Below are 20,560 nucleotides of genomic sequence, written 5' to 3'. Positions count from 1 at the left end.
CTGCATATGTCGTCAGCAATCAAAAATGTACCGACGACTGGACCGAGCCTCGTTCGATTGATCCTACAAAGTGGGATGTTGGAGCCGATGGACCTACTCGACGGTTTATGAGATGAGTTCTAGTCTTCGACAGCGAAATGCCCAGTGTTCTGATCAACGTCACGCCTGATGAGTGATCCCGATGCGTAATGTGAAAACGCACAACGAACTGCGTCTCCTCTGGGGACGCGACTTGGGTGAGCCAAGCTCCACAACGGACTACACCCTGCTTGCGGACTTGGGACACGCGTACGCAGCATGCTCGCGCGAAGGCTTCCCGACCCTGGTGGTCGAGCTCTCCGACATCCCCGCATTCGCGGCAGGTCGCCGGGCGGCTGGATTCGAGTTGGTGCCGCATCGAGCGCTCCAGTTCGCACACGCGGGGCGTCAGTGGACCGCCCCGGCCGCCGTGTTACTCTGCAAGGATCCCGAGTTGGTTGACGCCTTCACGGTGCTGGCAGCCGATGTGCACAGTCGACTCCTCGCATCGAGGCCGTCCTGGGCCAACATCGTATCAGTCGTGGAGGAATGGCAGTCGCTGATGGCGCCTCGCGGACGCCCGAGCGTCGAGGCCGAGGTCGGGCTCTGGGGGGAGCTTTGGCTCCTCGTGTCAAGCGCTGCGCCGGACCGGCTTCTCGCAGGCTGGCGCGGTCCCGATCGAGACGCATCGGACTTTTTCCTCGATGGCAGGGCGGCCGAAGTGAAGACCTCTCGGCACAGGCGGCAGCACCATGTATCCCTCTCGCAGGTATTGGAGCCCGTCGGTGACAAACGAGCATGGCTTCTATCCCTCTGGGTCGGGATCGATCCGATCCGCGGCCGAACCGTACCCGCGCTCGTCGACAAGATACTCGAGCGGGTTGCGGATCCGGCACTCGCGCTTCGGAGGCTGCTGACCGCCGGTTACTCGCCAGCCGATCGTAATGCCTACGAGGGCAGCTTCGTCGTGCTCGCCGAGCCGGAGTGGTACCGCGTCACCGACGTTCCCCGCGTCCGTGCGGCCGATCCCGAAGTCTCGCGCTTGCGCTACGTCGTCTCACTCGACGAGGGGCGCTGCGTTCCAGCCTCCGAGGCCAAGGAACTGTGGAACCACTTTCTTGGTCACGACTATGGAGCTCGCACATGAAACTGCTCGATCTTCTTGCCAGTAGCGGCACGGATGAACTCGAACGGCTCGCGCATGAGCACGCACGGACCGGGGATCATCTGTCGCGCCCCCATCTTCTGGATACCATCGAGAGCGTGCTTCGTAGCTACCGGTTCCAGCAGGAGTTCCTCCTCAACCGGCAGCCGCCGTCATTCGCGATCTTGACGCTGCTACTCGATGCGCCCGAGTTCGCCTTGCCCATGGAGGGCTTCTCCGATGCGGTGCAGGCGGAGACCACGCGCATTTGCGGGGCCATTGAATCTGGCGAAGTTCTGAAGCGCGACGATCAGTTTCGTGTTTATCGACGGGTGCTCTATCAGGCCCGCAGCAATGACATGCGACTCGACGAGTCCGAGCTTGCGATTCTCGGAGTTCTACGGCAGGAACTCAATGTCGCACAGGTCGAGCACTTCCTGATCGAGCATCACCCGGATCTGCGGGAGTTCTGGCATCGTGACGGCGCGATCGAACGCGAGCTGCGCGCCCTCTCCTCTGCTGGCATCGTGTTCGTGCGCGACAGCCAGGCCCTCATCCCGGAAGACCTTGCCCCGGTCATCCGTCGAGTGCTCGGCATCGACATGTCACGCTCCGGCGCCAAGCGGTTGTTCGGCCACCTCTCGGGGCAGGAGCTGCGTGATGCACTGGCTGATATCGGTGCAGCCACGAGCGGTTCAAAGGACGAGCGCATCGAGCGCTTGATTGCTCACATGGCGCAGCCACGCGTGGTTCTGCGGCGTGTCGGTTTGGATACACTCCGGACCACCTGTCGCGACGTGGGTGCAGCGGTGTCCGGCTCGAAGGACAACCTCGTCGATCGCATCGTGGCTCACGTCGGTGCTGGGCGGGATCTGGTGGGAGAACCCGAGCCCGAGCCGGTCATCGCCGAGCCTCGCCGTCTCGACGAGGTGCGGTTCGCTCTTCTCTTCGGCAAGCTCCGCGGTCACGAGATGGCGGGGATCCTCGGGGAGTTCAACCTGAGGCGCTGGGGGGGCAAGGATCTACAAATTCGCACGCTCTTGGAGTCTCAGCGCTCTGAAACGACTCTCCTCGGCCGTCTGTCGAATCTCGAACTGGAGACGGTTTTGCGGCGAGTGAACTTGAAGCCCGGGGGCTCGAAGGCGGAGCGCATTGAAAGGCTATTGGAGCACTTCGCAACCGTAAACGTGGATGTTCTGCGCGCTGCTGCTCAGGCTGGTTCGACCCCCGAGCCCACCGTGGCTCCCGACTTGGGCTGACGTCCGCTGCACAGCAGGCCCGAGCGCTCCATGGAACCGAGATCCCAGCGGGAAGTCGGTCCGGTATCCCGACCGGATTGATTTGGACAAACCCTGACCCAGGGTGTACGGGGAGTCGGCAGAGGGGCACCCGACCATGCGACCCCAGCTGAAGACGACCCAAGAGACCTCCGAGCGCATGAAGCGGATCCGTCAGGCGAACACCGAGCCTGAACTTCGGGTCCGCAAGTTTCTTGCCGACCACGGAGTACATTACCGCACATGCATGCGAAGCCTTCCTGGACGTCCGGACATCGCGAACCAGTCCAAGGGCTGGACGATCTTCGTTCACGGGTGCTTCTGGCACGGACACGAGGGCGGCTGCTCGCTGGCAACCCGGCCGAAGCGGAACGCGGAGTTCTGGGCCGAGAAGATCCGGCAGAACCAAGCGCGTGATCAACGCAAGGAGCAGGCCCTGCGCGACCGTGGCCTCATGGTCCTGACCATCTGGCAGTGCGAGGCCGAGGACGAGGAGCGGCTTCGGAAGAGGCTGGAGCCGATCCTTGCACTATCGGCCCCCAAGCCGAGGGATGCTGAGTAGCGGGGGGGCACGTCAACCAACAGAGAGCTGCACGACATTCCGACGAGTCGTCGAAGGCGCGCGCTCCATTCGACGAAGGTGCTTCTCGAGTATATCCAAAAACCCAGCTGGGAATCGGAGTGAACTCACTGCTGCACGTGAGAGGAACCCTGCGGTAGCCTTTGCTGAGAGGGGGGCTGGCTCGAACTGGAGCCATTCGTGCAAGGGTACCCCCTTATGCTGCACAGGAAATGCCGAGAGGTTCGCGCCGAACCGCCCTTCCCCGACGTTCCATGCTGCTTTGGGCCATGCGTTCGTCCGGCGTAGCGGACAATGATCTACTTCGCGTCCCACTGGCGACGGATCCCGTAACCTGTTGCCCACCCACTGCGCAACCTCCACGGTGACTGCGTTCCCGACGAGCTTCCAGCGGTGGCTCGCCCGTGTCACGGTGCTGGTTGGCTCGGTCCACGAAGGGTCGAATCCCTGCATCCGTTCGGCATCGCGAATATTCGGAGTCACCACCATCCCGTCAGGGAGAACGATTGCAGGTGGGGAGGGTATGCCAATGGTCGAGCCACCCTTCAATGTAGGCACTGCATCGACGGCCCAACCCAGCCCTCGGATTCCCTCGGTCCAGTAGAAGCCACATGCAAGGCGGCCTAGCACCGGTTCATGCGGCACTTCAGGCTCGCCTTCATCATCCGCAAAAAGTACCTCTCGAGGGTCACCTTCGAGGGAGGCCAGGAAGATCACTCGCTCCCGACGTTGCGGCAGACCGAACGCACGTGAATTGACGACGCGATATGCCCAACGATACCCGAGCCGTTCGAACTCCGAGACGATCACGTCCATGGCGCGGCCTCGCGCCAACTGGAGCATGAAGGGCACGTTCTCCAGAAGTACCCAAGGTATGGGCTGTCCACGCAGCAATCGGAAGACTTCGCCAACCAATCCGGAACGCGTGCCCTCGATTCCTACCGTCTTTCCCGCCTGACTCAGATCCTGGCACGGAAACCCTGCGGCGACCAACTCCGTTCCCGCTGGTAACGCTGGCAGACTGCAAATATCGTCGTGGAGCCGCACCTCGGGGAGGCGTGTCTGCAACACGGCACGAGCGCCCGGCTCGATTTCGCAGAGAAGCGACGCCTCGTGACCCGCCTTGGCGAGACCGAGTTCGAGGCCGCCTATTCCTGCAAATAGGCCGGCTACTCGCATGGGCGGCCCGAGTTTTTCGGCCCGGCCAGGCGATCGGAGGAATCTGGTTGGCTTGGCTACAACCAGCGGAAGTTCCAGATTTTGAGAGGGTCGACGACGCATGGACATCAACACTCCCCACCATGACAAACGTTCAGTGGGTGGTCAATGGCAACCAACAGGTCGCGATCTGGAGAAGCGGCGCAGACGGTGGTCATGACAACGTGTTCTGCAAGTGGTCGAGATCCGTGGACGTGGCGCCTTACGGCAAGGTTCGTGCTTGTCTACACGTGCAGGAAGCGAGTGCCGTAGAGGAGAGCGATCCGACGAATCATCATGTCGTAGCTGTCGATGTCGCTCGCGGTCGGGGCGGGACGCGCGGTGACGAGCTCGATTGCGCTGCCATCATTACGGCAAGAAACTGCCACGATGCCAACGGCATCGAATCCCTCCTCGCCCGTCTTGGCGCGCCGGGGAATTTCACGCACCTTGTCGATGGCTCGCTGGGCACATTCGGGTTGCCGATGACTCGACACCTTGGGCGCATGAGTGTCCAGCGCTACCTTGTTCTCGTCGGGGCTGATGAACGCATCTGCTACGTTCACCATGACGAAGCCCGCTGCTATTGCAGCATCGGTCGAGCCATGGATGGTGAGGTGGCTGGAGTTGAGCTCGTCGTAGAGCCGGGGGAGCGCCTTCAGATGCGCCGTCATGCAAGCCTTCGCTTCCAGTGCAACGAGCACGGCCCCCACCGGGGCCGCAGGGACATCGGGTAGTGAAAGCAACGCCTTTCGCTCAGCGGGTGAGAGGCGGATGCCCCACTTCTCGACGAGGCCGCGAAAAGACAAGGGCAGCTTCGAGGCGCTCGTCGGGGCGTTGCCCGGAGTGCAAAGCACGAGATCCAGCTTCTTCTTGCGGTTCTGTTTGAAGTCGCGCATCTCGTGATTGATGCCGAAAACCACGCGACCTTGTTCGATATGAGTGAGGAGCTGCGGACAATTCTGCATCAGATCGAACAGTATGCCCCAGCAAGCAATCTTCGAGTGGCGATCGCTTCGCGAGTGGTATTGCCAGCGGTTGCCACGTTCATCGGGCTTCCCCGGCTCACTGAGCGAACGGACGAGGATCTTCGGTCCAAACACCGGATCATCTTCGCGCACTTCAGGACATCCGCCAATAGCGCAACACGTCTTACATGTGCATACAGGGCGTACCGTTGTTTGGGTTACGCGTCGTTATTTGGGCCACATTCTCGGCTTGCAGACGGCACTCCGGTGCCGGTTTTTTCGCGTCGGTGGGCACGAAAAGGCTTGACAATCGGTTTGCTAATTCGGACGCGCCGGAGCGTCCCGATCGCGCGACCTCGCACCTCGAGCCGATAGCCGAAGGCAACACCGCGGAGCCTCACGAGGCGACTCACACCGGAACTCGCAGCTCGACGTGGGTGATCCCCTCGCGCAGGATCTCCGCCATCGGGTCCCCCGTCCTGGCCTGCACCAGCGTCACGACGCCCTGTTCTTCGAGGCGTACGAGCGCCGGGAGGATCGTGCGCTCATACGGAAGGTGCGGGAGCTTCTCGCGCAGCCGGGCGACTGAAACCCGGCCGTCCTTGTCAGGGCGCAGCCGTGAGATCGCCAGATGGGTGACGAAGTTCGTATAGGCGGCTTCCCCCTCACGCCGGGCAGCCAAAGCCTCGCGAGCCACCCTGATCGCCGCTCTCTGATACAGCGGGGCCGCGAGCACGACTTCGAGAAGTAGAAACTCGCCGTGCCAGTAATCGGCGATGTTTCCGAACGAGACGCCCGTCACCTCCCGCGAACGCGGCGGAGGAACGGGTGGGAGCCGTTCGGAGACACGCGGCGTGCCGAAGAAGGCATCCGCAACGGCACTCCAGAACGACGCCCATCCCGCCTTCAACCGCAACAACAGCGGCAGCGCCGGGGGCCCGACGACCGTGTCGCGGACAGCCACGACGTGATCGGTGAGCGTCTGCCGCTCGTGGACGACGGCGCCAGTCGGTGTGCTCGCCATCGCAGCCATCCCGGCGCCATCGTCCACGATCGGCGAGCCCTGCCACACGTGCGTCGCCTCGTCCTCATCGTCACCCATCGGAACGGGCGTGGGTCGGTCTTGCAGGGCGAGCATGACGCGATCTCCTTCCGAATGAAGGCTCATCGCCCGAGGACGAGGCGTGCGCGCACCATTCCGCTTCCACGCGGACCTGGCCATTGCCATGACGCAGTCAGGCGCGCGACGGCGCCCCGTCTTCGAGCGACGAACAACAAAAAAACCTCCCCCTCCCGGGCCGGCTCGCGGGTGCCTTTCCTGACTTGGTGCGCGAGCAGTCCGGCGTCGAAACCGGCCCGGGAAGGGTGAGGCTGGGGGCTACATGCCCAGACGCCCCCAGCGAACACGCCTGCACCAAAAGCGCATGCGGGCTCGCTGCGGGCGTCCGGTTGGACCGCCTCTCAGATAGATATTGGCCGCACGCCGATCGTGGTGACAGCGAAGCGCGAGATTTTTCTGGCGAGACCCCGGCGACCTGCTCGGCGCCGTGCGCGGTGGCGGACCACGTCGACCAACGACGCAACTTTTCGCGGGCTTCTGGTCGAACCTTCCCAGGACAAACCCGATGCGCTACCATCACCGGCGTGGACTCTCGCCTCGACACCGCCTCACTGCGCCTGGTGTGGACCGTCTTTCCAGGCGTGGACCTCGTTGCCTACCAACTCGCTGGCGTGACCGCGGTCTTCTACATGCTCGGTCCGCGCGACGTTCCGATCCGGACGTGGAACCTCGCCGAGGTTGTCGCCAAGCGCGACGCCACCGGGCTCGCCCTCACGGTCGGGCAGGCGTAGGGAATCCCGTGCCGTCGGCTCCGGCCCTTGTTCGGCGGCCGTCGGTCGAAGCGCTCATCGCTGAGAGGACGCTCTCCTCGTGAACATCTCCTGATCTCGTCGAGCGCGCTCGAGCTCGTCCTCGGCCTCGCAGAGTGTACCCCTACTCGACGATCCAGTTCGACCTTCGGCAACAGAACGTGATCGCGCTGCTCTTGTTCGGCGACGCCGATCCCTTCGGCGCCCCGCCGGAGCTCGAGCACGTGCCATGGAAGTACGTCACGTCCGTCACCGCCTTGGCTCCGATCGCGCGCCCGGGAGGCAGAATGTCGGTGCACTTCTCCCCGGTGGACGCAAGGCTGGCGTTCTCGAACTCCAACGAGCACGCGCCATCGGAGTAGAGCCGAAGCGATCCCATGCACCCGCTCCCCACGGGCGCCCCGCACTCGCACGCCTCGCAGCCGCGATCATCGATCGGCTCCTCGGGGTACATCTCGTGCCGCTCGAAGTTGTAGTTGTCCGGGCATGGCTCCATCACGCCCTTGCCGTGCACGCAGTAGAGCCACTCGGGGCCAGGATCAGCCACGCAGTACCTCTTGATCGCGCTCTCGCCGCACGTGTCGTCGTTCGTGTTCGCCATGCACGCGAGCGCGCCGAGCTTCCACTCTCTCTCCGTCGTGAACGAGGGCACGGCATTCGTCGGTGCGCAAGACTCACTCGTCGGACCGGGGAGCGCCGAGGCCCGCACCGACTGCGCGCAGAGCTCGCCGCCGCACGAAGCACCTGCCGGAAGCCCGTTCGAACTCGTGCACGATCCGTCCCATCCCGCGGGCCCGCTGAACGGCAGCGACACGGCTGCGCCCTCTGCACACGTCGCCGCGCGGATCTCGATCGTCTGCGGCGGCCCGCCTTCACACGTCCCTTCCGAGGGCTCGCACGCGCACGCGTCGCACTCGGCCGGGGGCGCGACGAGCTTGTCGAAGAGACGAAACTTCTCGTTCGGCACGCTGCCCGGGCAGAACTTGGGGAGCGCCTGCGGTTTGTCGAACCGGACCGAGACCGGAACTTCGCTCCAGTAGCCGGCGCCGCCGCTAGGCACGGGGACGCAAGCGTCCAGGCAGGTGCCCATGGACTGCGGCGTGGGGCCGGGAGCAGCCGCATCGCTTCCACCCCCATCGGCGCCCGCGTCTGCCAGTAGCCCTCGACAATACTCGTCGGGGAGCGGTGCATTAGGGTCGCAGTGGGATTGCACGAACGTGTCTGGCGCCGAACAGGCTGCGAGCGTTGGGAATAGAACCACCACAATGAAATGAATTGACATTCGCATGATTAAAACTCCCACCCTGCACCCGCCCCCACGCCGATCATGACGGGCGGCTGAGAGGAAACCACGGTATTGTCGACGAAAATTTTGACGCCGCTCGACAGGGCAAGGACCTCTGTCGCAGCGTGTACGCTGAGGGATGACGTGAGTCGAAACTTGGCGCCGATGCGGGCACCGCCGCCGGGCTTCACATCCACGACGGTCACCGGCTCGTAGCTCTCACGAGAAAAGGCCACCCTGATCATGCCCATGTGTCCGAGCGCGCACCCGAAGAACCATCGATAGTGGCCGCACGCGCTCACGATGCCGCCTGCGGTCATCGCATCGATCTGGAGCCCCTCGATTCCCGAAGTGAGCCAAGCCGCCCGCGCCTCCAACCCGAGCGACGCGTATTCGTGTACCTGCAAGCTTCCGCCGAGCACCGCCCCCACTGCGGGCGCCCACGTCGCCACGCCGAACAACACGACCGGCCCCGCGTTGATCGAACCGCGGACCCCACTCTTCTTCTCGTCACCGACGACACCACCGCGGATCGGCTCCCGCTTCGGAGGCTCGTCGTCGGGCGGTTCCTCGACATTCGTCGCCGGGTCGATCTGACGCCGCCGGAGAAGCCGCTCCGGCGGATCGATGGGTGCGAACGAGGGTAGCGGACGCAGGGCCAGCGTGTAACGCAAAGTCCCGCCCTTGATCGCTTTGAAATCGATGACCGCGTCCTCGAATCCCTTGAGCGTCGCCCGCAGCTCGTGCTCCCCTGGCGGAACAAAAAGAATGAATCCCGTATGGCCGTCCCGATTCTTGGGCAAACCATCCAATGTGACGCGCGAATGCGGCTCCGAGACGGTCACCTCGACGCGACAAACCTGCGAGATCGCGACGTCGTACGCCGTGAGCCAGGCATGCCGTTCCTCCGGCGACACGTCCGGACCACGTCCGCGCTCGATCGCGTCGAGCAGCAGATCCGCGGCCTGCACGGGATTACGCAGCTCGACGAGCAGAGCGCCGAGGCGACCGCCTACAATCGGATCTTCCTTGATCTTGAAGGCTTCGGCGTACCCCATCGCGGCCTCGGGCAGCCTGCCTGCAGCCCGTTCGCGATCTGCCTTGGCGACCAACGCTGTGAATCGTGCGGTCTCTACGGCCTCGTCCACTGCGGGCGGCGGTGAGGCTTCGGCGAGCGCAGGCGCCCCGAGAACGAGAATAGCGGTGATGACGATGCCGGACCGCAGCATGCGGTCGAGGGTACACGATCCGCGACAAACCGGTCAAGATGGACCAGACAAACCGGACGCCAGGAATGTAACAGCTACCGGTTGCCCTTCGGGAGGAACGAGAGGCCTGAAAGATCGACCACGACCGCGGGGCGGGTAACGGTCGGCGCACGCGGAGCCCGCCCGAGAGCAGACGCTTTCGCAGGCTTGGCCGCGGAATCGTGCACGGGTTCCGCGGGGACTACCGGTGGCGTGGTCGGCTGCTGGGGCGCCTCCTGCACGGTGGCCACGATGGGCGCGCGGTACCGGAGCCCGGCGCGCGCGACGGCTCGCTCGGGCCCTGGGGAGAGCACCAGCAGACCGATGATCACGCCGAGCGCGTTTCCTGCCGGATGGGCGAAGCCGAGGAGCTTGCGGAGCCGTTCGAGGCGAGACGAGTGCCCCTCCCCGACGAGCCACAGAAGGGGCATGAAGGCGCGCAGATCATCGCGCGAAAGACCGCTCTTCTTGAGAAGAAACCTCCGAGCCCGTTCGAGACGCTTCTTCGCCAAGTCCTCCGAGATCCCGAGCTCCTCGGCGACCTCCTTGTGCGACCAGCCCTCGATGCCAACGAGCATGAGCACCTGGAAATACTCGGCAGGCATCTCCTCCATGGCCTTCACGACCTTCCGCTGCACGTCACGCAAGTGCGCGAGGCGCTCGGGGGAAGCAGTCGGCGCGGGCGTGGATTCCTCTTCGCCGTCCTCCGGCGAGAACCGCGCGTCGTAGCGCCGCTTGGCGCGGTCGTCTTCGCGCACGACGTTCGCGGCGATCCCGAGCGTCCAGGCGCGGACATCGCCGGACTCGGGATCGTAGTTGTCGCGGCTCTCGACGGCAGTGGTGAGAACGTTCTGCGCCTTGTCCTCGTTGCCATCGTTGCCGTTGGCTCGTTTTAGGCCCTCGCTCGCGAGGAAGCGCTCGATGTCTGCGCGTACCTCGACGAGCCGGGCGAGGAAGCCTGGACGGTCCCCTGGCTTGTCCTTCGGTTTGTTGCCCATGTCTACTATTGGCCGCTGGGCCGAAGAGGTGACAGACAATTTTCACCGGACGCACGGCGGAGGGACGCGAAGCGTATTTCCCCCTACTCCGACGCCGATTCCACGAGCTCTCGCATCTCCTGATTGACGTGCTCCGTCCCGCTCGCCGCCCGATCCCAAGCGTTCCGCCCGTCGAGTAGCCCCGCGCGTCACGTTTCAGAGTATGCGTCCTGCCAGAGCTGATCCTAGGATGCGCGGCATGAACATCCGTCGCGCTTCTTGCTGTTGTGGTCAGCTCGTCGTCACCTGCAAAGGTGATCCCGTTCGCGTTTCGATGTGTCACTGCTTCGCCTGCCAAAAGCGCACAGGAAGCGTCTTCGGTGCCCAGGCCCGCTTCAAGACGGAGGAGGTCACCGTCGAAGGACGGTCCACCGATTACCTTCGCATCGGCGATGAAGGCAATCGCGTCCATTTCCACTTCTGTCCGGACTGCGGCTCGACGGTCTACTACCGGTTCGAGAGCGCCCCGGAGTTCACCGCGGTCACCGTCGGAGCGTTCGCCGATCCGAAGTTTCCCGCGCCCGTCTTCTCCGTGTACGAAGATCGAAAGCACGCGTGGGTCGTCGTGCCCGAAGGTGCCGAGCACATGGCTTGATCGAGTCGCCGCTACGAGCACGCCCGAGTGCGTGCGTGAGGGCATGCGCGAGACGCTGGGGGCGGCTCGTGCTGAGAGATGCGCGTGACGTGCTCTTCCCGAGCCACGTCTACGGTGCCCCGCCGTGCAAAGGGCGCACGCATTGGGTTCTGCATACCTTGGGGCTACCGAGTTCGCCGGGGCACCGGTTCTACGAGAAGCTGAACGAGCTTCTGCGTGAGAACGGGTTTGACCGGGCCATGGAGGGGGCGTGCGCGAAGTATTTCGAGGCCGACGGGACGGCGGGCAGGCCGTCGATCCCGCCGGGACTTTACTTCCGGATGCTGGGTTTTTTCGAGGGGATCGAGTCCGAGCGCGCTCCCTGGTGAAGCTGCCACTCGTCGAACGTAAGCGGATACATCGCATACACATCGACCAACCTGCCCGACGGGGTCCGAAACGCCGCGTGCTCCCCGAGCTGCTTCGAGGCCGCGACGAGTGGCGGCCCGCCGGGAGGGGGGCCCCTCGGAGATACGAGGGGGCCGCTTTGGGTCACCGCCGTTTCATGGTCCGGAGAAGCTTGGCGACGGCCTGCCCCTCCGAGACGCTCGCGCGCGGCCGTGTCGCCCGGCGCGCGCTGATCAAAAAACGCAAGGCTGATCGATAAACGCAAGGATTTCGCCCTGGCTCCGAGACGGACATCGCCGGAGCGAGCGCTCTTGGGTATCGATTCGTCCCCCATGACACACGTCTCTCCATCGCCGGGACCCCGGAACCCTCCGCGAGGGGCAACTTGTACCGATTGACCTTGCAATGGAGCGGCGTGTGAGCGTGGCACGGCTGAACCTTACAGCGTCAACTGCACGCCACATACCTCGGTGCTACCGGGGATCATCAACACCACACAATCAACGGAGACTACGATGAACGAAGCGCAATTTTCTACCGGCGAGGACGTAGAGATCACCAACGTCAAATTGACCGCCAGCCCAGCGCCGGTCGTCTTCGACAAGACGCTCTACGTCTTCCACCAGAGCGCAGGCAATAGCGGCAAGCTCCTGTACACCACCACCGATGGGGCGACCTGGACCGACGACCAGGAGATCCGCAACGTTGGCATGAGCGCGAGCCCGTCGGCGGTCGTCTTCAATGGGAAGCTCTACGTCTTCCACCAGGGCTCGGGCAACAGCGGCGCCCTCTGGTACATCACCTCCCCCAATGGTAGGGATTGGACCAACGACCAGGAGATCCGCGACGTTGGTATGAGCGCGAGCCCGTCGGCGGTCGTCTTCAACGGGAAGCTCTACGTCTTCCACCAGGGTAGAGGCGACAGCGGCGAGCTCTGGTATACGAGTTCCTCCAATGGTACGGATTGGGGCCCCGCCCAGCGGGTCGAGGTCGCCGGCATTACCGCGAGCCCGTCGGCGGTCGTCTTCAAGAACAAGCTTTATGTCTTGTACCAGGGCAGTGGCAAGAGCGGCCATCTGTTCTGCAGTGCCTTCGACGGCACGAGCTGGGCTCCCCCCATGCAGGTGCTCAGCAAGGTCATGAGCTGGAGTCCCTCGGCGGTCGCGTGCGGCGAAGACCTGCTCTCCGTCTTCTACCAGCGCGCGGGCGAGGACGGCCAGCTTTGCTACATTACCTTCGATGGCACCAACTGGAGCCCCAATTACAACACCCGTGCCATGCTGACGGATAGTCCAGCGGCGATCTGGTTCATGCACGAACTCAACGTCTATCACCAGGGCGCGGGCAGGAGCGGCCAGTTCTGGGAATACACCCATGACACCCTGGTGGTCGAGGAGGTGATATATCACAATAGCTTCATCGTCACGGACGAGCACCCTGTGCGGATCGACGAGAAAACCATCCGCAACCCCGATGACAATCCGCATGAAGGCGAAGTTGCGCTGAGCGGGACCACGACGCAGACGTCCCACTTCGAGAACAGCACCACCAGCACCATCTCCTTGACGGCCGGGATGGAGTTCAGGGCGAAAGTTCCTATCGTGAAGAAGAAGTTCGATGGGAGTTTCGAGATGACGTTCTCGGGGGAGGAGACGAGAACCTACGGCGAGCTCCAGAGTACCGAGGTGACGATCTCGTCCACCGATAAGACGTACAACCCTCCCTGGACCGAGAGGACGTACACGCTGCTCGTCTTGAAGGGCACCGCGACCGTCCCATACACCATGACCTTGCGGGGGGCGAGCGGCGCCAGGTTCGAGTGTGAGGGCCAATGGTCGGGCGTGGAGAGCCTGCGCCAGTACGTCGAAGCCGGTACAACAGTGAGTATTCCGCACGAGCCTGAAGCGGTTTAGCGCCGGAGCGCATCGAGGCCGCTCCCCTCAGCCTCGGCGCGAAGCCCTCCCCGGTTGCTCCCGGAGACCGCGGTCCCATTACTGCTGTCTGTCTCTCAGCAAGCTCACCGTCCGCTGAACGCATGCCGTATCACCTTGGCGTCGGCACAGGGCGATCAGTATCTTTGTTTCGTCCAAACTTGCCTTCCCCGAAAGGACCCGCGGTTCGAGGGACTTGCGAATCGCTGCTTCGTCTATCGCGCCCTGGGGCCGAGTCTGGACCGCCGATACTGGCGGCGCAGAAGCGATCTGGCGTGTCGCTGCTTCGTTGATCGCGCCCGATGCCTGGAGCGCCGCTGATGCCGCTGATGGCGGCGGCGCAGAAGCGATCGGGGCCGAATCCGCCGCCTCGGCGTCGGACGTCTCCAGCTCCACCGGAACTCTCATCGGCCCTATTCGCATGGCCTCCAAGGGGGCTACGGGCCTTGGAGTCACCACGTAGACGCCAAGGGCGGTCGACATTATGCCCATGAGGGAAAGAATCGTTAGCAGCCCGTGGATCTACGCCACTCCAATCGCGATCCCAACATCCCGCCCATGACCCGGCTGCATCCCGTCCCACGCAGCCCGGGAAAATCGTGCCAATTGCCTCGGCATGCGCCGTACCAGAGCCACCATGGCGGCCCATATCACCAAGATCGCAAGGGCAAAGCCCTTCCGGGCCGCGGCCAGGCCCCGCGGAGTCCCAGAGCCGAGAATTTGGCGTAGCACGAGCCCCAAGTTGAGCGCAGCGACATGGGCCAGGTAGCGTTTTCGCACATTCTCCCGGCCCCTGACCCGCACCCTCCTCATTCCGCCCGTCTCGCATGCATGGGCGAATGTTCGCTCGATGAACTCTCCGCGTTTGCGTTGGAGAGCGCGCCCCTTCGGACGACGTACGCGGTATCGATTTCCGTAAAACGCTTGCTGCATGTCCCAGCCCTTGTCCACCCATTTGCGGACAGGCTGGCTCCTCTCCGGGACATAGGTGCGGTAGCCGGACTCCTTCAACGATAGGAGCAGCTCGGCCTTGTGATACCCCTTGTCCGCCACGACCTCGATCACGGTGCGCTCGGGCTGCGCGTCGCTGCTGCCGCCCTCCGGGGGCGAATCGTCATCCGAATCGCGGTCCTTGTCGCTTTTCGCCTGCTCCACATTCGTGCGCGCCTGCTCCAGGCTTTGCGCCATCGTCGCTGGGTCGGCCTGGTCCGCTGAATAGACCTCTGCGGCGACCACGACGCCGCTGCTCATGTCGACGACATGTTCGGTCTTGTAGGCCAATCGCGTGCGGCCATCCTTGAGCTTCGTGATGCGGGCCTCTTCGTCCGTCGGGCTTTTCCAGTCGGTATTCGACGTCTTCTTTCCCTTGCGCTTGCGGTCGAGTCGCCGAGCGTCCTCCACGGTCGGATTCTCGATGCCTTCCTCCTTCGCCAGCCGCTTGATGAAGTCCGCGTACACCTCACCCGTCTCGCGCCGCACGATCGCCTTCATCGATGCGTCCGCGCGGAGATACGTCGAGTCCACGCCCATGACTTTGCCCTGGAGAAGCCCGGAGCGATGGACGACCCCGAGCACGAAGGCGAACATCGCCTCGAAGACCTCACTGCCGAGGCGCTTGCGCATCTTGGACAGCGTCGAATGATCGGGCACCGTTTCGCCAGGCAACAGTCCGAGAAACTCCCGCAGGGATAGCGAGTCCGAGCACCGCCATTCGAGCCCGCGCTCGGACTCGATCCCCTCGAAAAAACCGACCAGCAGCATCCGGAAGTAGAGTCCCGGCGGGATCGACGGCCTTCCCGCCGTCCCGTCGGCCTCGAAATACTTCGCGCACGCCGCCTCCATGGCCCGGTCAAACCCGTTCTCGCGCAGAAGCTCGTTCAGTTTCTCGTAGAACCGGTGCCCCGGCGACCGCGGCAACGAAGGCGCCGCCACCCAGAGCGGCGCCTGCTTCTCCCGTCTTCGACCCATCGACATGACGCGGACAAACCTACCATCCTCTCCCCGTTCATGTCGATCTTACTTTGGGATAGATCCACGGGCTGTTAGCTATGCCACAAGCACGGCAGAGCGCCACGAAGACTCGAGCCTTGGCGTCGCAATCGCCGAAGCCACGCAGGAGGGTGACCGCCGAGTCTTCGAGGACCTCGCGCTTGGGATCGCGCACGTAGTCGATGGCGTACTGACAGAACCGAAGGATCGCGGCAGGGCGCTCCGCCAGAGGCAGTTTGTTGAACACCGCCGCCCAACGCTGGACCTCGTGCTGCCACACATCCGCCGCGCCCGCCTCGGCCATGTAACGGGCCTTGGCGATATTGGAAGGGAAGTGAACGATGCCCATCCGCACGCTCATGACAACCCTCCTCCTCCGGGCTTGCGCATCAAGGCGCGCAGTATCGGGCGGAGTTCTTCGGGAAGCGTCGCTTCGAACTCCGGGTCAGCCGCAGCCATGGCGATCACTCCTGGCATGGCGACCGTCGAGCCGTCTTCGGGAAGGTCGCCGTCCGCGTCGTCGTCGTCGTCTTCCTCCTCGTCCCGTTCCCGTGGCTCCGCGGCAGCGGCCATAGGCGGAACCCCATAGGGGTTGGGTTGCAGCGTCGACAGGTAGAGCGCAAAGGCGGTGGCCATATCGACGGGCGGTACACTCGGCATGCCCGTCAGCGGACCCTGCAATGCCGGAATCCCCGGAGGCTGCACGAGCGGGGGAGCGACGGCCATTGCGCTGGGATCTTGCGCTAGCGGATTGGGCGGCTGGGAGGCATGCAGATCCGCCAACATCGCCCGGAGCGGGGCGAGCGGGTCGAACTCCTCCTGGGCCACGGCGAACTCGTCGCCGGCCGCGTCGGCCATGGCCGGCTCCTCGTCGGCCACGGCCAGCTCGGCCATGACGGCGTCGGCCACGGCCGGCTCCGCCATGACGGCTGCCGTCGATGAAAGGGCGGCGAGTTCCTCGTCGGCCGCAACGTGCCCGGCAACCTTCGGCGTGGAAGCCGCTGCGGGGGGCGGTGCCGGCGCGGCGGGCGCCTGGTGAGGCGTTGTCGAAGTGGGAGCGGTTTGCGGCACCACCGGGGATGCCGCAGCGGACGGCGGCGCGGAAGGACGCGCCGGAGGCGCCACCGGATGGCTGCCCATCGCTTGCGCATAAGCGGCAGCCCATGCCTGGTATGCTGGATGCATCATCCCATACAGGTGGGCCGGTAGGTACGGCCAGGGCCACGGGGGAAACGCGGCAGGGTAACCTGGCGTCGTCGGCGGAGGTTGGGACTTTCGCTGCTTCCGGGGCCGAGCCGGGGCCGACTGCGTTGCGGGCTGCGGTCCGGCTAAATTGGGCGTTGGTGCCGGCGCAGCGCTCGTCGGCGCAGCGCTCGCCTTTACGGTCATGAAGGTTTTGATCAGGCTCGCAAGTTCGCCGAGGTCATCGGACTTGCTCGTTCCGCCGCCAGTCCCGAGCATTTCTTTGGCGAACTCGACCCCCTGCATGAACTGCTTGGGGTTTCCACCCCCGCTGGTAAGGGATTGCAACAGGGGTACGGCGTCGCGCAGCAATTCGAGCGGATTCTGCGCCTGCCGCTCCAGTAACCGGTCCAGCAACTTACTTACCAGCACGGTCTGGACGTTGGATCCGCCATCCTGTCTACTATCGACCAACAACTTCAGGACCGCAGTCTGCACGGCGGCGTTGCTCTCGAACATGACGCGCATCATGGCGATCATCTCGCTCCCGCCCGCGCCGGAATAGGGCGCTGGCGGCGCGGCATAGTAGCCTTGCGGAGCGTGGGCGTTGCTCGGCGGATGCGGCGGGGGCGCTTCCACGAATGGCTTGGGAGGCGGCCCATCAAAGTACAGTTTCTCGGAGAATGCCGAAAATTGATGGTTCTTTCCATCTTGCGCCACGGCTTGATAGGTGCATTTCGCGCCATACATCTCGACGACCTGCTCCCAGCTGCGGAGCTCGGAGCCCTTCCAAGCCTTTGGGCAAACCTCCATCTTGCCGTCTGCTCCCCAGCGGCGGATCTGGATAAGGTCGAACTTGCGGGTATCGGGCCCCGTCGCCGTTTCCGGGCGCGGAAATAGCGGGTGCCCCCCAGCGTCGGACGCGCCGGGCGCGTCGGAATCCGGGCTGCTCATACTCGCCCCTCCTAGCTTCCCGCGATGGTGAACCTCAGCATCTTGGCATCGCAACGGTTTTTTTGGGGAGGCAGTCGAATTCACCTGACGAACGCAATGGGGCCATTCCAAACCGATCGCTAAGTGCCGAAAGCGGCAATGGATTTCCCGCCGTAGGCGACGGCCGGGCGTACGGACGATCCTTTACTGCGACAACGTTCAGTGTCCGCGCGGACTGCGACACCACACGAGCGCGACGTACAGCTCATCCCATGGATATCGTTATGCTTCTTCACGCGACGGGCTCGCGCGTCGACGCACGCGCTTGTTCTGGGAAGACGAACCGGGTGGGCGCGGTGCAAACCTCGTGAGGTTTGCCGTCGTGCTGGCAGTGGACTCGCCTTAGATCCGCCACGTGGGGCCGGAGAACGGCCGCGTTTTGGGCCACTCTGACCGCACGCTGGCCCCAGCTCGCGCCGCTGATGCGAGGTGGCGACGACGTGGTCCTGAGGTTGGGGGCCTGGCGGGGTCGACAAGCCGCTCACAGGGAGGGCGCCGAGCTTCGTCGGCAAGTCTGTTCGGGGCCACGGAACCGTACGAGCCCGGATCATTCGTGCACCACCCCACGCGGCTGAGTGAAATATGGATCGTTTCCCAGGCTCTCCCTCGGGTCGACCTCTGGAAATGAAAGGGTTGCCGCGCGCCACTCGTGGAGTAGCGCGGCGTTTTTGATGATCGCGGGCGGTGACCTACGCGTCTCGGAGAGAGCCTATTGTGAAAAATCATCCAGGAAACGTACTGGAGCGACGAACGATCCGGCGGGAAGGCGCGCGAACGCGGTCGAGTGGCTCGAGCGACGGGGCGAAATGTGGATCGATTTTCTGGCGGAGCCGGCCTTCGACTCCCAGAAATGAAGGGTCGATTTTCGAGACGTCGCAAAATCGAGGCAGTTTGTGAGATCTGATCGCGCGTGGCCCGCGCTATGCATCCCGGGCGATAACGTGAAGTCCTTCACGCGATTTTCAGCCATGCGGCGCGCCCACCGGTTCGTCCCGGCACCGGGGCCCGAGGTGGGCACCCGGCGAGCCAAATGTGGATCGTTTCCCAGGCCCTTCCTGGATCGATACCCTTTGAAACAAGGGGGGCCCTACACGATCCCGCATCCAATACGATGATTCCAGCAAATGTTCGAGATCGCTTGCGAAATGCCTTGAAACGTCGCACGCGAATGCCTTAGATTCCGCCCCACGGACGCCGAATGGAGGGAGCGCTCGCCGAGAGCTCGAGCCCCCTCGCTCGGTCGTCGATTTCACGCGACGCCGTGTAGCCCGCGCGCGTCGGGGAGGTGGCCATGGGCGGCAGGGGAAGGAGGTACCGGCATGTCGGGAAAGCGGGGAGAAGTGCATCCAGGGGTCGGGGCGTGGGTTCCCCTCGATCGCGCAGCGGCGCACCTCGGCATGAATGCCGGCGCGCTGCGCAAGACGCTGGAGCGCCGCGCCGTGCGTGCGTCCGATGGCAGCACGGAGGCCAGCGTCGACGGCGTGCGGGCGCGCAAGTTCGGCCGGATCTGGCGCGTCCGGTTCTCCGAGGCGTGGGGGGTCCCGTGACGACGGACCGCGTGCTACGGTCCCAGCCTCGCAAAAGTGGCTGGGATGGTCGGAAAGGAATCTGACCATGGCAGTCCGCAAAGTAGAACGATACGGGGAAACCCGTCTGTTGATTGACATCCAGTACAAGAAACGGGACGGCACGCGTGCACGCTTCCGCAAAGACGCCGAGGTCCAAACCTGGACCGCGGCCCGCGCGGAGGAGAAACGGTATCTGCTCAACATTGCGCAGTACGGCGAGCCGAATGAGCCGGCGGCATCGACCAGCGGTATCGCTGCCGGTGCCCCGTCCGGTTCGGGTGCCGAGGCGAAGCCCAAGAAGAAGTTCGCGGAGCTCGTCGCCGAGTACCGCGAGACCTTCATGGTGGCCGAGTTGAAGGTCACGAGTCGAAGGGGCTACGAGTCGGTCCTCCGGAGCACCTTACTCCCGAGGTTCGGCGAGCTCCCCTTGGACAAGGTCGATGGGAAGGCCGCTGCGGATCTCGACCTCGACCTCTCGCGGCGGAAGCTGACCCGCTCGACGCGCAACAACACGCAGATCGTCCTGCGGTCGGTGCTCCGGTTCGCCAAGAGCCGCGGGTACGTGGAGGATCGACCGGCGAACCTACCGAAGCTCAAGCCCATCGGGCAGAGCATCCTCGAGATCCCCTCGGACGATCAGGTTCAGAAGATCCTCGACGACGCTCGCGAGACCCACCGCCCGACCTTCGCCCTGATGTCGGACGCCGGGCTTCGCCCCAACGAGGTCCGCGCGCTCCGCTCCAAGGACGTGCACCTGCGATGGGAGAACGGCGCCGCGGTGGGCGGCTTCCTCAACGTGCGCGAGGGTCGGTCACACGGCGAGATCCACACGCCGAAGACCGGCCAGCGGGAGATCCCGGTCTCCAGGGAGCTCGCGCGGCTCCTCGCTCCGATCGTGAGGAAAGGACCGCGGGAGGCGCACGTCGCCCTGAACGACCACGGCAAGCCGTGGGGTCAGTTCGGGATCGACCAAGCGTTCGAGCGCGTCTGCAGGCGGGCGGGGCTGAGTGGGTGGTCGGTGTACTGCCTCCGACACTACGCGATCACCAGCTGGCTCCGCGCAGGCATCCCTGTCCACGTTGTCCAGCGGATGGCAGGTCACAAGCACCTGGCGACCACGCAGAAGTACGTTCACTTCCTGAAGCAGGACCTGGAAGAGGCTGCCCGGCGCCTGCCGGTGCGTCGGCCTCGGCAGGACGCCAAGACGGACGGTCAGGACGAGGACCAGAGCTGAGGCCACGGAACCGACCATCGTCGGTTGAGGCCACAGTGAGGCCACAGGATTTCTGGCCA

General features: G+C 64.3%; 18 protein-coding genes. 9 read left to right on the top strand and 9 right to left on the bottom strand.

The window, feature by feature from the left end; all coding sequences use genetic code 11:
• The first annotated feature begins 181 nt into the window (after nt 1-181).
• The 3 genes from QHF84_RS47570 (at nt 182) to QHF84_RS47560 (ending at nt 3,001) form a co-directional block, all read left to right on the top strand.
• A complete protein-coding gene (locus QHF84_RS47570; protein WP_281320293.1) occupies nt 182-1,165 on the top strand; it encodes a PD-(D/E)XK motif protein in 984 nt (327 codons plus the stop codon).
• The gene (locus QHF84_RS47565) at nt 1,162-2,421 is read left to right on the top strand and encodes a hypothetical protein (protein ID WP_281320292.1); all 1,260 of its coding nucleotides are present in this window, start codon (nt 1,162-1,164) and stop codon (nt 2,419-2,421) included. The genes QHF84_RS47570 and QHF84_RS47565 overlap by 4 nt, the downstream gene beginning before the upstream one ends.
• A 136-nt stretch (nt 2,422-2,557) precedes the next feature.
• Entirely contained in the window at nt 2,558-3,001 is a 444-nt protein-coding gene (locus QHF84_RS47560; protein ID WP_281320291.1) for a very short patch repair endonuclease, read from the top strand.
• Between the two features lie 12 nt (nt 3,002-3,013).
• Here the strand turns inward: QHF84_RS47560 and dcm are convergent, their stop codons facing one another.
• From dcm to QHF84_RS47550, 3 genes are all read right to left on the bottom strand, one after another.
• Entirely contained in the window at nt 3,014-4,198 is a 1,185-nt protein-coding gene (gene dcm / locus QHF84_RS50345) for a DNA (cytosine-5-)-methyltransferase (RefSeq protein WP_348652942.1), read from the bottom strand.
• A 263-nt stretch (nt 4,199-4,461) separates the two neighbouring features.
• On the bottom strand, nt 4,462-5,337 hold the full coding sequence (locus tag QHF84_RS47555; RefSeq protein WP_281320290.1) for a hypothetical protein: 876 nt from the start codon (nt 5,335-5,337) through the stop codon (nt 4,462-4,464).
• A gap of 256 nt (nt 5,338-5,593) precedes the next feature.
• On the bottom strand, nt 5,594-6,322 hold the full coding sequence (locus QHF84_RS47550; protein WP_281320289.1) for a hypothetical protein: 729 nt from the start codon (nt 6,320-6,322) through the stop codon (nt 5,594-5,596).
• A gap of 506 nt (nt 6,323-6,828) precedes the next feature.
• Between QHF84_RS47550 and QHF84_RS47545 the strand changes: the two genes are divergently transcribed.
• Nucleotides 6,829-7,035, top strand: a complete 207-nt coding sequence (locus tag QHF84_RS47545; protein ID WP_281320288.1) for a hypothetical protein — start codon at nt 6,829-6,831, stop codon at nt 7,033-7,035.
• Nucleotides 7,036-7,177: 142 nt separating this feature from the next.
• Here QHF84_RS47545 and QHF84_RS47540 read toward each other — a convergent pair whose 3' ends face one another.
• From QHF84_RS47540 to QHF84_RS47530, 3 genes are all read right to left on the bottom strand, one after another.
• Entirely contained in the window at nt 7,178-8,113 is a 936-nt protein-coding gene (locus tag QHF84_RS47540) for a hypothetical protein (RefSeq protein ID WP_281320287.1), read from the bottom strand.
• Nucleotides 8,114-8,343: 230 nt separating this feature from the next.
• Entirely contained in the window at nt 8,344-9,567 is a 1,224-nt protein-coding gene (locus tag QHF84_RS47535; RefSeq protein ID WP_281320286.1) for a hypothetical protein, read from the bottom strand.
• Nucleotides 9,568-9,641: 74 nt separating this feature from the next.
• Complete coding sequence (locus QHF84_RS47530; RefSeq protein ID WP_281320285.1) at nt 9,642-10,622, bottom strand: sigma-70 family RNA polymerase sigma factor; 981 nt, start codon at nt 10,620-10,622, stop codon at nt 9,642-9,644.
• A 199-nt stretch (nt 10,623-10,821) separates the two neighbouring features.
• Here QHF84_RS47530 and QHF84_RS47525 point away from each other — a divergent pair, with 199 nt between their 5' ends.
• The 3 genes from QHF84_RS47525 to QHF84_RS47515 all read left to right on the top strand — a co-directional run bounded on the left by QHF84_RS47525 (nt 10,822) and on the right by QHF84_RS47515 (nt 13,517).
• Entirely contained in the window at nt 10,822-11,217 is a 396-nt protein-coding gene (locus tag QHF84_RS47525) for a GFA family protein (protein ID WP_281320284.1), read from the top strand.
• Between the two features lie 158 nt (nt 11,218-11,375).
• Nucleotides 11,376-11,585 (top strand): hypothetical protein, encoded by a 210-nt coding sequence (locus QHF84_RS47520; RefSeq protein WP_281320283.1) that lies wholly within the window; start codon nt 11,376-11,378, stop codon nt 11,583-11,585.
• 534 nt (nt 11,586-12,119) lie between these two features.
• On the top strand, nt 12,120-13,517 hold the full coding sequence (locus QHF84_RS47515) for a hypothetical protein (RefSeq protein ID WP_281320282.1): 1,398 nt from the start codon (nt 12,120-12,122) through the stop codon (nt 13,515-13,517).
• A 540-nt stretch (nt 13,518-14,057) separates the two neighbouring features.
• Here the strand turns inward: QHF84_RS47515 and QHF84_RS47510 are convergent.
• Genes QHF84_RS47510 through QHF84_RS47500 form a run of 3 tightly spaced genes read right to left on the bottom strand, consistent with a single transcriptional unit; the run spans nt 14,058 to nt 17,660 of the window.
• Nucleotides 14,058-15,509 (bottom strand): transposase, encoded by a 1,452-nt coding sequence (locus QHF84_RS47510; RefSeq protein ID WP_281320281.1) that lies wholly within the window; start codon nt 15,507-15,509, stop codon nt 14,058-14,060.
• Nucleotides 15,510-15,540: 31 nt separating this feature from the next.
• Nucleotides 15,541-15,885 (bottom strand): transglutaminase domain-containing protein, encoded by a 345-nt coding sequence (locus QHF84_RS47505; RefSeq protein ID WP_281320280.1) that lies wholly within the window; start codon nt 15,883-15,885, stop codon nt 15,541-15,543.
• Complete coding sequence (locus QHF84_RS47500; protein ID WP_281320279.1) at nt 15,882-17,660, bottom strand: hypothetical protein; 1,779 nt, start codon at nt 17,658-17,660, stop codon at nt 15,882-15,884. The genes QHF84_RS47505 and QHF84_RS47500 overlap by 4 nt, the downstream gene beginning before the upstream one ends.
• A 1,358-nt stretch (nt 17,661-19,018) precedes the next feature.
• On the opposite strand from QHF84_RS47500, the gene QHF84_RS47495 reads away from it, so the two are divergent.
• Both QHF84_RS47495 and QHF84_RS47490 read left to right on the top strand, forming a co-directional pair.
• Nucleotides 19,019-19,246, top strand: a complete 228-nt coding sequence (locus QHF84_RS47495) for a hypothetical protein (RefSeq protein ID WP_281320278.1) — start codon at nt 19,019-19,021, stop codon at nt 19,244-19,246.
• Nucleotides 19,247-19,355: 109 nt separating this feature from the next.
• Complete coding sequence (locus QHF84_RS47490) at nt 19,356-20,501, top strand: site-specific integrase (RefSeq protein ID WP_281320277.1); 1,146 nt, start codon at nt 19,356-19,358, stop codon at nt 20,499-20,501.
• The last annotated feature ends 59 nt before the right edge of the window (nt 20,502-20,560 follow it).

Origin of the sequence: Polyangium sp. y55x31, assembly GCF_029946505.1 — a bacterium.
In the GTDB taxonomy this organism is placed as follows: Bacteria; Myxococcota_A; Polyangia; order Polyangiales; family Polyangiaceae; genus Polyangium.
Note: the sequence above shows the minus strand (reverse complement) of the source record. Positions and strands in the feature narration are given on the sequence as shown.